7 protein-coding genes and 3 pseudogenes are annotated in these 12509 nt (G+C 52.6%); 6 read left to right on the top strand and 4 right to left on the bottom strand.

The window, feature by feature from the left end; all coding sequences use genetic code 11:
* Positions 1-43 precede the first annotated feature (43 nt).
* Positions 44-370 (top strand): annotated as a pseudogene (locus tag INT21_RS01295) (EAL domain-containing protein); the annotation flags it as partial.
* Between the two features lie 59 nt (positions 371-429).
* On the opposite strand, the gene nhaD reads toward INT21_RS01295, so the two are convergent.
* A complete protein-coding gene (gene nhaD / locus INT21_RS01290) occupies positions 430-1908 on the bottom strand; it encodes a sodium:proton antiporter NhaD (RefSeq protein WP_193060671.1) in 1479 nt (492 codons plus the stop codon).
* 441 nt (positions 1909-2349) lie between these two features.
* Here nhaD and INT21_RS01285 point away from each other — a divergent pair, with 441 nt between their 5' ends.
* Together INT21_RS01285 and INT21_RS01280 are read left to right on the top strand one after the other, a co-directional pair.
* Positions 2350-3327 carry a TAXI family TRAP transporter solute-binding subunit gene (locus INT21_RS01285; protein WP_193060670.1) on the top strand — a complete coding sequence of 326 codons (978 nt, stop codon included), beginning with the start codon at positions 2350-2352 and terminating at the stop codon, positions 3325-3327.
* 87 nt (positions 3328-3414) lie between these two features.
* Positions 3415-5218: pseudogene (locus INT21_RS01280) on the top strand (TRAP transporter permease).
* Here the strand turns inward: INT21_RS01280 and INT21_RS01275 are convergent.
* Positions 5123-5833, bottom strand: a complete 711-nt coding sequence (locus INT21_RS01275) for a hypothetical protein (RefSeq protein ID WP_226930559.1) — start codon at positions 5831-5833, stop codon at positions 5123-5125. The pseudogene INT21_RS01280 and the gene INT21_RS01275 overlap by 96 nt on opposite strands.
* Here INT21_RS01275 and INT21_RS01270 point away from each other — a divergent pair.
* Positions 5822-7053 (top strand): IS3 family transposase gene (locus tag INT21_RS01270; protein WP_226930558.1). Its coding sequence is split into 2 segments (ribosomal slippage): positions 5822-6098 and positions 6098-7053, totalling 1233 coding nucleotides; the frame shifts between segments, so codons are not numbered across the junction. The genes INT21_RS01275 and INT21_RS01270 overlap by 12 nt on opposite strands.
* Before the next feature lie 71 nt (positions 7054-7124).
* Here the strand turns inward: INT21_RS01270 and INT21_RS01265 are convergent.
* The gene (locus INT21_RS01265; protein ID WP_193060668.1) at positions 7125-8081 is read right to left on the bottom strand and encodes a calcium/sodium antiporter; all 957 of its coding nucleotides are present in this window, start codon (positions 8079-8081) and stop codon (positions 7125-7127) included.
* Between the two features lie 100 nt (positions 8082-8181).
* Entirely contained in the window at positions 8182-9150 is a 969-nt protein-coding gene (locus tag INT21_RS01260; protein WP_089039937.1) for a LysR family transcriptional regulator, read from the bottom strand.
* A gap of 281 nt (positions 9151-9431) precedes the next feature.
* Between INT21_RS01260 and ggt the strand changes: the two genes are divergently transcribed.
* Both ggt and INT21_RS01250 read left to right on the top strand, forming a co-directional pair.
* Positions 9432-11171 (top strand): gamma-glutamyltransferase, encoded by a 1740-nt coding sequence (ggt, locus tag INT21_RS01255; protein ID WP_193060667.1) that lies wholly within the window; start codon positions 9432-9434, stop codon positions 11169-11171.
* 259 nt (positions 11172-11430) lie between these two features.
* Positions 11431-12375: pseudogene (locus INT21_RS01250) on the top strand (sodium-dependent bicarbonate transport family permease).
* Positions 12376-12509 lie beyond the last annotated feature (134 nt).

Genomic DNA, 12509 nt, shown 5'->3' with positions numbered 1-12509 from the left:
CTACCGTATGATCCAAAGTGCTGCAGTTATTCTATGAATTCAGGTGTTAAAGCTTCGTTCCCAAGGTATTCGCTTCGCGCTGGATGATTTTGGCACGGGCTACTCGTCGCTGAGCTACCTGAAACGCTTACCGTTGGACGAGCTAAAGATCGATCAGTCGTTTATTCGCGAATTATTAACGGACAAAACCGATGCGGCGATTGTGGATACCACGATTCTTTTAGCGGTCAGTCTCGGTTTAACCGTAGTGGCTGAAGGCGTCGAGAAAAAAGAGCAGTTTGATTGGCTTAAAGGACATGGCTGTTACCGCTATCAGGGCTATTTATTTGGCCGCCCGACGCCAATTGAGTATTTATTTGAGGCGTACTAAAAAGCCCGCGCAGCACCTGTTAGCGCGTGACGCGGGCTTGAACTGGTGTCAACCGTTCGTTAACCAAAGACGGCGAAGCTATTGGCGTTAAGCCACATATGCACAATGATACTGGCGACGTAGCCTAGAAAAATAGCCGGTGCCCAGCGTAGGTGGCCCATAAAGGTATAAGCGCCACGCGCTTGCCCCATCACGGCAACCCCAGCTGCGGAGCCAATGGAGAGCAAGCTGCCCCCTACACCGGCCGTCAACGTAATCAGTAGCCAATGCCCGTGGGACATTTCAGGCTCCATGGTCAGTACTGCGAACATTACCGGAATGTTATCGACTACCGCTGACACAACCCCCAAGATAATATTGGCCCAGGTGGCGTTCCAACCGGTGTAAAGCGCTTCGGAAAGCAGGCCAAGGTAGCCCATAAAGCCAAGGCCGCCTACGCACATAACCACCCCGTAGAAGAACAGCAGTGTGTCCCACTCGGCGCGGGCGACACGATTGAAAACATCAAACGGCACCACGCCACCCAACTGCTCAAGCTTTTTATTATCGCCTTGGCGGCTGTAGCGTTCACGCTTGCGTTCCAGTGAGCGAGGCAGGCTGCGACGTAGGTAATAGCCGAAAAACTGTAGGTAGCCAAGACCCGTCATCATGCCGAGTACCGGCGGCAAGTGCAGCAGCGTATGGCACAGTACAGCAGTGGCAATAGTGATCAAAAACAGCGCAATAATTCGCCGTGCACCGCGTTTGAGCCATACATCTTCATAAACGCTACTGGGCTTCTGATCCTTAATAAATATACTCATGATGACCGCAGGAATCAGGAAGTTTACCAAGGCAGGCAGGAAGAGGATGAAAAATTCCTGGAACTGGATAATACCGGCTTGCCAGACCATAAGCGTGGTGATATCGCCGAAGGGGCTAAAGGCACCACCGGCATTGGCGGCTACCACAACGTTGATACAGGCGAGATTAATGAAGCGTTTATCTCCTTCAGCAACCTTGGTGATAACGGCACACATTAGTAGCGCTGTAGTTAAGTTATCGGCAATGGGAGAGAGTACAAAGGCAAGGCCGCCCGTTAGCCAGAATAGCTGGCGGTAGCTAAAGCCTTTGCGCAGCATCCACGAGCGAAGGGCGTCAAATACACGGCGCTCCTCCATGGCGTTGATATACGTCATGGCTACCAACAGGAACAGCATTAGCTCGGTGAACTCCAAAAGTGTCACACGAAACGCATGCTCTGACGTATCGGACATGCCGTTTTGGACGTACACCCAGCCAATGAGTCCCCAAATAATACCGGCAGCAACCAGTACCGGTTTAGACTTACGCATGTGGATCTTTTCTTCTGCCATTACTAAGGCATAGGCAAGCACGAAGATCGCTACGGCAAAAAATCCGACGGTTGAGGAGGTTAAGTCGATATCTCCAGTCACTGCAAAAGCGGAAGGACTAATGCATAATAATAAGGCTGCTAACAAAAAAGGCCAGCAACGAGAAACTCGGAGCTGGCCTGGGTCATTATGTAACGTCGGCATGGCGTATTTATCCTTATATTGGTTAAAAGGTAGGGGGAATAAGCGGCGTTAGTTTAACAAGTTATATTGCATTGCAATACGTAATTAAACCGAATGAAATGCTTTGATAAGCAAGTTATTACGTCTTTTTTTTGGAAATTATCCGTTTAGCTAATAGTAAAATGGCCAAATAAATGTAAAGAGTTTAATCATAAATCAGATAAACATAATAGATTTACGATATTTGTTGGTCTCCGTCGCTTTGTAGGTATATTTGCGGGTTGTGGGTCGATCTTCAGGCGGTAATAAAATTGAGCAGCATGCGCGACCATATTGATGGCTGCGTTGGTATGGTTGATCATTATGTCGCGTCTAAAGGCTTGGAATTTAGCCTTTGTCATCGCTTTCAGTCAATAAAAACGAGGCCACACAGCTGGCCGTTGGACACGTTAAGGAACTCATATGCACCACTCAATTCGCTCCCTTTATCGCACGTTAGGCGTCTCGGCTGCCACGCTTGCCCTTGCCGCTGCGGCAATGACAGCACAAGCAGAAACACGGGTTACCTATAAATCAGCATCGGCGGGAACCGCCTATTACCAGATGGGTGTTGAGCTCTCTGAGGCAGTGCGCCAAGGCACTGACGATGCCATTATCCTGACCCTAGAAGAGAGCCAGGGCTCGGTGCAGAACGTGATGGAGGTGATGGCTCGGCAAGGTAACTATGTATTCACTACGCCGCCAGCCTTAGTTGAACAGGCTATGGCTGGGGAAGGGGCTTTTGCCGAGCGTCAGCATCCTCGCTTCCAAGAGATTCGCGGCCTATTTCCTATTCCCTCTATCACCATGCACTTTGTGATCGCAGGCGATGGCGGTGTGACCGATATGGCGGCGCTTGAAGATAAGCACATCTTAATCGGCCGAGGTACTTTTGGCGCTCGGGAAGCTACTCGGTATCTAGAGCTATTTGGACTGGAAGAGAAAGTACGTGTTGCTGACGCTTCTATTGGAAGTGGGCCAGATGCGTTAAAAAATGGTCAGATTGATGCCTTTGTGACGGCCAGCTCCTTCCCAACCCCGAATGTTATTGAAACGGCTGCCAGCATGCCAATCAGCTTGGTTAGCTTTAGCGATGAGCAGATAGCGCAAACAGGCGCTGCTCGTCAGACGATTCCTGGTGGCACGTACCCAGGTGTGGATGAGGATGTTAAAACCACGTCACTGCCGGTCATCGCTTATACAACTTCACAAATGGATGACGATACCGCGTATGCCCTGACAAAAACCTTCTGGGAGCGTCGCGATGCCATGGCTGAAGAAGCGGCTTGGTGGAGCAGTATCTCGCCCGACATGCTGAGTAATATGACCGGTACGCTGCACCCCGGTGCACTGCGTTATTATGAAGAAGCGGGAGTCGATGTGCCTGACGCTCTTCGATAAAGGCTGCCTTAGCAGCGTTTTTTGGCACTGATAATACGCAACGGTCTGTAGGCCGTTGCGTCGTTTTATAGGGATAGGCAACTCGGCATGCATGCTCTTTTTTCGTCTCAGACGGCTGATAACGCCACACCTAATGCGGTGGCGTCCCCTGGTTGGATTGCGTTAGGTGTCATTAGCGTTGGGTTTCATTTAGGACTGATTTTTTACGGTTTAACGCCCGCCCTGGTGAGCAGGCCATTGCATATGGCGCTACTGCTGCCTTGGGTGTTGATTTATATGGCTAAAACCCCTTTTCAGCGCATTAGTGGCTGGGGGCTGACGCTATTAGGGATAGCCGCTTGCGCCTACATCGCGCTTAACGAAGCCTCACTGGCGAATCAGTATGGCTTTATTGATACCCATCTGCAGATGGCGATTGGTCTTTTCTTAATTATGCTGGCCCTGGAGGCAGCAAGGCGTGCGATCGGTTGGCCGTTGCCATTGGTTGCGCTATTGGCACTGCTTTACGGCGCTTTCGGGCAGTATGTGCCGGGGGCATTTGGCCACCCGGGGTTGCCACTGCAAAGCATGGTGGGTTCACTGACGATTGCGGAAGGGGGGGCTTTGGGGCTCGCTAACGGGGGTTAGCGTGGGTGTCGTGGCTATCTTTGTGATCTTTGGTGCGGTGCTTAATGCTGGCGAAGCTGGCCAAGGTTTCATGAATTTAGCGAGTGCCGTTGCTGGGCGCTTAACCGGTGGTGCGGCTAAAGTGTCGGTGATTTCGTCGGCGCTGATGGGGTCCATTTCAGGCTCAGCCTCGGCGAACGTTGCCTCTACTGGGGCGATTACGATTCCCTCTATGGTACGTTTGCGCTACCCGCGTTCGTTTGCCGGCGCAGTAGAAGCGGTGGCGTCTTCAGGCGGGCAAATAATGCCACCGCTGATGGGGGCGGGAGCCTTTGTCATGGTCGAGCTAACCGGCACGCCCTACACACAAATCATGGCAGCAGCAACGCTACCGGCGGTGCTCTATTTTCTGACGGTATGGATGGGCATTAATGCCTACGCAACGCGTCATGACTTGCAGCCGATTGATGCCAGCGAGCAGCCAGCCGCCAAAGAAGTACTCATCACATCACTCTTTTTTGCGGTGCCATTTGTACTGCTGTTAGAGCGTATTTTTAACGGCGGATACACACCTCAATATGCCGCTAGTATTGCGATATTTGCCGGCGCAGCACTGCTGCTGGTCGATGTTACGCTGCGTTTCTCAATCACTGGGTTTGCAAATCGCTTAGCGGATGCAGTGGTGACCGCAGGGCGGCAAATTGCCACCATTGGTGCGATTATTTTGTGTGCCTCTCTGGTGATTGGTGTGCTCTCGTTAACAGGCCTTGGCGTAAAAATCACGTCGGGTATCTTATCGCTCTCAAATGACCTGCTATGGCCTGCGCTGTTGTTAACCGCACTGGCCTGCCTGATTTTGGGAATGGAAGTGCCAACAACGGCAGCCTATGTGATTTGTGTGTCGGTGGCGGGGCCAGCGCTGATATCACTCGGATTAGAGCCGTTGTTGGCGCACCTGTTTGTGTTTTGGTACGCGCTGCTTTCAACGATTACGCCGCCTGTCTGTGGGGGAGTATTTATCGCGGCGGGGATGGTAGGCGAAAACTGGCTCAAAGTAGCGCTTAAAGCCATGGCTCTGGGGATAGGGCTGTACATCATTCCATTAGCGATGGTCGCGAACCCTGACGTTATTCAGCTTGCTTTTAATCCAGCGGGCGCTTTGCTCGATGGTTTAAAAATAGCCGCTGGTTTAACGGCCATTTCGTTTGGTGTCATCGCTCGTAAAGCCATTTGGCTTCGCGTAATACTCGTGGTGGCGGGCGCGGCTGTTATCTTTCTCGTTTAATGGCGCATGGTTTAAAAACAACGGCGACGTGGCCGGTAATTGGGTGGTGGCATACACCACCCAGGTATCTAGTGCAGGCCCCAGCGACTGCACCAGCTTCAGTTGCTCAGGCGCTTGATTTATGACCTCTTCAGCGCAAATCCCGGCCTCAAAAGTACCCGCTAGCAAGCCTTCTGCCACGGCAACCGTCGTGGGTGCCTCGATAATATCGCCAAAGCTGCTTAAATCCGTGTAATGGCGGGTAGCTGGTTGAATAGCCACATGACGAGGGGTGGCAATACTACGCTGAGCAACTAACGCTAAAGGCTTGCTGCCGGCAATAAAGACATCAACCGGATAGGCGCGGTGCATATAGCGGCCCACGCAATCGCTGTGGGCAAAGTGAGCAGTGCACTGGAGCAGATGGCTTACTCGCCCCTCAACCAGCGCTTCAAACGCCTCTTCAAACTGTTCGAAAAGCTGAAGATTCGTGGATGGCTGACCATGCTTCGCTAAATAGCGCAGAGCAATTAATTCATGATTGTTGCCGCTAGGGCTATAGTGGACCCCGAAAACAAGACACTGGTTTAAGATATGCTGAGGCCGGTTTCGAAGGGACCAGAGATGTCGAAGCAAAAACGTAACACCCACTCTCCAGAGCTGAAGGCCAAGGTGGCCTTGGAGGCGGTTCGTGGCCTCAAGACGGCCAACGAAATCGCGCAGGAGTTCGGGGTCCACCCCGTACAGGTCGGCCAGTGGAAGAAGGCACTGCTGGCTGACTCCGCCACCTTGTTCGACAAGAAGCGTGGCCCGAAGCCCAAACCTGAGTATCAGACTGACGAAAAGCTCTACGGTGAAATCGGCCGTCTGAAGATGGAGCTCGACTGGTTGAAAAAAAAGTCCGGGATCAGCCTGCCATGATCCGCCGCGGCTGGATTGACGCGACTGACCGGGTGCCGCTACTCCGACAGTGCGCCTTGGCAGGCATTGCCAGATCAACGGTTTACGCTCAACGACAGCTGAAGATGCCAGAGGATCTGGATATTGAGCTATGCCATGCGCTCGATGAGATCTACACGCGCTGGCCGTTCTACGGCAGCCGCCGGATGGTGGTTGAACTCGGTCGCCGAGGCTTCCGGGTCAACCGCAAGCGTGTGCAGCGACTGATGCGGGGCATGGGGCTGGCAGGAATGGCGCCGGGCCCCATGACCAGCCGGCCGCACCCGGAGCACAAGATCCACCCGTACCTGCTGCGAGGTGTGTCAATCACACGCCCCAATCAGGTGTGGAGTACTGATGTGACGTACATCCGGCTGGCATATGGCTTCGTGTACCTGGTGGCGATCATCGACTGGTACAGCCGCAAGGTGCTGAGCTGGCGGCTGAGCAACACCATGGACGCCGACTTCTGCGTAGACGCCCTGGAGAGCGCCCTACGGCTACACGGCACGCCGGAGATCTTCAACAGCGACCAGGGGTCTCAGTTCACGAGCCAAGCCTTCACGGGAGTGCTCAAGGATGCGGGCATCGCCATCAGCATGGATGGCCGTGGCCGGGCATTCGACAACATCTTCGTCGAGCGGTTATGGCGGACGGTCAAGTACGAGGACGTGTATCTCAAAGGCTATGCGCGCCTCGGCGAGCTGACCCTCGGCCTGTCCGACTACTTTGCGTTTTACAACACACAGCGGCCCCACCAGTCACTGGGCAACCGCACGCCAGACGATGTTTATCAGTCGGGCCTCGGTGGCGGCGCCTCCATTCCTGACCACTTCGGTAGTCAGAGGGTCACGCCACAGGATCAAGACTCAGGGCAGCGCTGTGCAGCTGCACCCATGGTCGAGGCGATAGCTTAAACTCAGATGATTTCTGTCTTGACGATGGGGTCCACTATAGGCCGAGGGTGGCAATTTGCACAGCGAGTTCCTCAGACGATTGTAAAACTTAGCGTAAGGTAGGCTACATAGCCGCCCAGTAGCGCGGCTCCTTCCCAGCGAGATAACCGCATGCCTGTGTAAAGAAACAGTAGCAATACGCCTGCTGCTCCGAGCATCACCCATTGGTCAAACTGACTTACTCGCTCGGCAATAGGCAGGGGCTGTAGAAAAGCTGATATACCTAAGATGCCTAGAAGGTTGAAAATGTTGCTGCCCAAAATATTTCCGACAGCCACATCGGCGTGGCGGCGAAGAGCCGCAATCACCGATACCGCCATTTCGGGTAACGAGGTACCTACCGCAACAATCGTTAAGCCAATAACTGCTTCGGAAATACCCATGGCTTGGGCTAAGCCAATGGCACCATAAAGTAACAGCTGCGAGCCACCTATCAACATCGCAAGCCCCACAATAAGCGCCATAACTATCATGGTTGTTGAGCTTGGAATTGCAGTGAGTTCGTCTGCTTCTGCGCTATGCATTTCAGCTGCGGGAAGTGGTTGAGCGCGTTCAGTGCGATATGCCCAAATGAGATAAGCCGTCAACGCGGCTAATAATATGACCGCATCCCAGCGGCCGAGGGCGCCACTCCAGGCCAGAGCAACAAATAGCAGGCTAGCGCCGACGACCACCACACCGTCTCGTCTTAGCGCCAGCGGCTGTACTGACATGGGGCAAATGACTGCGCAAAGACCAAGAATCAGCAGTATGTTGCCTATGTTGCTGCCCACGATATTGCCGACGGCAATATCTGGTTGCTGGCGAATGGCGGCATCAATGGAAACAACCAGTTCGGGGGAAGAGGTGCCAAAACCAACGACGACGAGGCCTGTTAATAGTGGAGAGACTCCCATTCGTTTGGCCCCGGCGACAGCGCCACGGATGAGAGCTTCGCCCCCCAGCGTTAATAGTACGATACCGACGGCTAAACTTATCCCATACAGCATGCTATCTAATCTCTTAGTGTGCTCACTTAGGCGTTATTCCAAGCGTAGGCTTCACACATTAGCGGGAATCGTTGCGTCTGCAAGTCAATTAATCGAAGCCTTATCCACGCAAGGGAAACGTCGGGTAGGCGTTCAGCAGGGTGTCTAGTTCATTGCATACAAAGCGCGGTTCAATCCACTGTGTCAGGTGTTCGTGAACGTAGTGAAGAAAGCGTTGTGCTGACTGTGGAAGGCGCTGATCATTGCGCACGATAAATTGCCAGTGACTTTCAATAGGTAGCCCCTGAACGGGTAACACTACTAGATCAGGATGCTTATTAGGCAAAACGTGTTCAGATAACACTGCAACGCCCATATTGGCGGCCACGCTTACTCGTATGGCCTCGTTGCTGGCCATCTGTAATGTTTTTTGCATGGTCAGTCCGTGTTCTTGCAGCCAGCTGTCTAATAACATGCGTGTGGCAGAGCCAGGCTCGCGTAGCAGTAAGCGCTCACTTAGTAGCTGCTCCATCGTCACGGCTTTCTGTTGAGCCAGAGAGTGGTCGGCGGCGGCAATGGCAACTAAAGGGTTGCGCATAAAGCGTGACGCGACCGCGTGAGCAAGCGCGGGCGGATGGCTAAAGACGTAAAGGTCATCTTCCTGGCGCTCAAAGCGCGCCAATACCTGTCGACGATTACCGATATGAACGGTGACATCGACATCAGGGAACGCCTGACTAAAAGGTCCTAAGAGGCGTGGTAAGACGTACTGAGCAGTGTTCACGAGCGCAATACTAAATCGCCCCTTACTGCCATACTGTAAATCACTGAGCTGGTCTGCAAAGTCATCAAAGCGCCCCAACACATCCCGACTTGCCTGATAAAGCGCTTGCCCTGTGGCGGTCATCGTCAGTCGCTGGGCATGCTGTTCTAACAACGGGCTGCCTACCGCTTCCCTGAGGCGTTTCAACTGCTGTGACACGGTTGGCTGGGTAAGGTGAAGCTGTCTTGCGGCTTCGCTGATGGAGCCACATCTAACGACGGTTACGTATACCTGGAGCAACCTAAAGGTCAGATGGCGAATATTCATAGCAACCGCAACTCCTGGGGCGTCTCTTAATGCATCATTATTGGGTAGTGGTGTAGATCAGCTTTATCAACGAATACCTGGCAAGCCATCATCGAAAAGCTAGGCTATTCCTTGCCGTTAATGGACAGGTGAAGACAAAAGAGTTTAAACCACATTACACTAAGGTGGCGCACGTTGGGTTGCTCCTCAAGGCCAAGAACATGGCTTTGAATAGCGTTGAAGAAAAGCATGTTGTTATATTCTAAATATCTTTAAGCTAATAACTATAAGGAATTCCACCTATGATGATCCCCTTTTTAACTTCGCGTCCGCTTAAAACGCTGACGGCCAGTTTATGTATCGGCGGGTTGTTAGTCTCTCCACAGGCATTCTCTCAGCAAGCGATCTTGGAAGGTGAGCGCTTTCACCCTCAAGAGAGTAGCCATGGCATGGTCGCTACCAGCCACTTTCTTGCCTCAGAGGTTGCCCGTGATGTGCTTGCTGAAGGAGGCAACGCCGTTGATGCTGCCGTAGTGGCCGGCTTTGCGCTAGCGGTGACTCAGCCCCGTTCCGGTAATATCGGTGGCGGTGGTTTTATGCTGATCTCGGATGAAACAAGCGATGAAGTCATTGCCATCGACTACCGCGAGATGGCCCCTTCAGCTGCCTTTGAAGCTATGTTCCAAGATGAAAATGGCGATGCAGTGACCGAGCGTTCCCGCTTTACTCACTTGGCCGCTGGCGTTCCCGGCACCGTTGCGGGGCTAGCACTGGCCCTGGAAGAGTATGGCACGTTAAGTCTTGCTGAAGCGTTGGAGCCCGCCATTCGTCTTGCTGAAGATGGCTTCGCGGTGCCTCCGCGCTTTGTTCAAGGGTTACAAGAGGCCAAAGAACGCTTCGAGCCCTGGGATGCGAGCATGGCCACGTTCTTCAAGGAGGATGGTAGCGCCTACGAGGTCGGCGATATTTTCAAGCAACCTGATCTAGCCGCGACACTCAGGCGCATTGCTGAACAAGGGGCTCGCGAGTTTTATGAAGGAGAAACGGCAGAGCTGATTGTTGCCGAGATGGAGCGTCACGATGGGCTGATTACCATGGAAGACATGGCTAGTTACGCCCCCATCATCCGTGAGCCCAGCCACGGTACTTATCGCGGCTACGATATTTACGCTATGAGTCCTCCTTCTTCCGGTGGTGCTCATATTGTGCAGATGCTGAACATTCTCGAAGAATATCCTATCGGTGAAATGGGCTTCGGCTCTGCTGAAAGCATGCACCTAATGGCCGAAGCCATGAAGCGTGCTTACGCTGACCGCTCGGAGTTCCTGGGCGATACTGACTTTGTCGATGTGCCTCTGGCCGGTATCACCTCAAAGGATTATGCCGCCGAACTGCGTAGCCAGATTGGCGACCAAGCTACCCCTAGTGCAGACATTGCGCCTGGCAATCCGAACGACTACGAATCTAATGAAACCACTCACTTTTCCATTGTAGATGACGGTGGTCTGGCAGTTTCAAACACGTACACCATCAACTTCAGTTATGGTTCTGGCATCGTGGTGGATGGCGCGGGCTTCTTGCTCAACAACGAAATGGATGATTTCTCAGCCAAGCCCGGCGTGCCCAACGCCTATGGATTGATTGGCGGCGAAGCCAATAAGGTCGAACCAGGCAAACGAATGCTTTCGTCTATGACGCCCACTATCGTCAAGCAAGACGGCAAAAACTTTCTGGTGACTGGCAGCCCCGGCGGTTCACGTATTATCACCACAACGCTGCAGGTGTTAATGAACGTGATTGATCATGATATGAATATCCAATCAGCGGTTAGCGCACCACGCATGCACCACCAGTGGCTGCCTGATGAGATTCGTGTTGAGGCAGGCTTTAGTCCAGATACACTTAACTTGCTTGAAGAGCGTGGCCACACGGTCAGTCAGCAGTCAGCCATGGGCGCTGCTCAGTCAATCATGATCAAAGATGGAATGTTCTTTGGTGGCGCCGATCCTCGCCGCTCCACCTCATCTGCTATTGGCCTTTAACGTTACGTTAGGCTCTTACCATCCCGCCCTGATTGCTCAGGGCGGGGTCTTTCAGGCATCGCGCCTAGTGACTCTTTCATGTCCTTAGTTTAACTACCATCACTGCCTATTAACTATCACCACTGCTTATTAATGAGTAGCGATAGGGTGATGATAGCTACATAGATAATTATCTATGATTTTCTTTTAATATATTATTAGTTATCTAGTGTCATCGCTCGCAAAATGCAGTCTCTTTTGACCCTAGGGAGCAGTGGTGATGCCAGATATTGTGGTGATGTTTTTTTATTGGGGCTAGTCGCCGGAGCGGTGAAGTCGGATCTTCAGGTACCTAAAGCTACTTACGACACCCTAAGCCTGTTATTAATGCTCACCATTGGCTTAAAGGGAGGAATGGCACTGCATGGCAATATCCATTGGGGGTTGATGCCAGAACTTACCGGTGTAGCGCTGCTTTCAGCGTTTATACCGCTGATGCTGATGCCAGTGTTGCGCCGCTGGGTACGCCTTTCCGCCGCCGACAGCGCTAGCATTGCGGCTCACTATGGCTCGGTCAGTGCGGGTACGTTTGCGGTCGCTCTGGCGTATGTAGAAGCACGTCAGTTAGCGGTGGGGAGTGAAGTAACGCTCTATTTGGTCGCGATGGAGCTACCCGCGATTATGGTGGCGATTGCCCTGTTTAGACGCTATCAAGGCGCCGCTGTTAAAGAGAGCACCAGCAAGTTATGGCATGAAACTTTAACCAATCGTGGCGTTATCCTGTTAGTTAGCGGGTGGGGTCGTGATTGGCACGCTATACGGGCCATTTCAAGGAGAGGAAGTCACCGCATTGTTTACTGGGGCTTTCAAAGGCGTGCTGGCGTTGTTCCTGCTAGAAATGGGGTTAACTGCCGCGCAAACGCTGCGCCCAATGCCGTGGCATCATTGGCGCTTAGTGACCTTTGCACTGGTCACACCATTGCTGCTGTCACTGCTGGGGATTCTGGTAGGTACGCTAGTTGGTTTGCCAGTGGGCTCTGTGGTGATTCTTGCCGCATTGGCTGCTAGTGCCTCCTATATAGCGGCGCCGGCTGCAATGCGTGCAGCTATCCCTCAAGCGAGCATTGGGCTTGCGATGCTAGCGTCACTCGGCATTACTTTTCCTCTCAACGTGATGCTTGGGATCCCTCTTTACCATAGGCTGCTGGAGTACTTATTTAACTAACAAATGGGTCGCGCTATCGCTTCAATTTGTTTCGCCTGTTGTTGGAATAACTTATTGTTTAATTGAAATTTGACGCCAGCTTCTTGCTTATACCTGAATCCGTGAGACCGGCCCCCGGAAGCACTTCTAACCCA

Source organism: Halomonas sp. 3F2F, assembly GCF_014897805.1.
Lineage (GTDB): Bacteria > Pseudomonadota > Gammaproteobacteria > Pseudomonadales > Halomonadaceae > Vreelandella.
The sequence above is the reverse complement of the archived record's forward strand: the minus strand, read 5'-3'. Positions and strand labels throughout refer to the sequence as shown.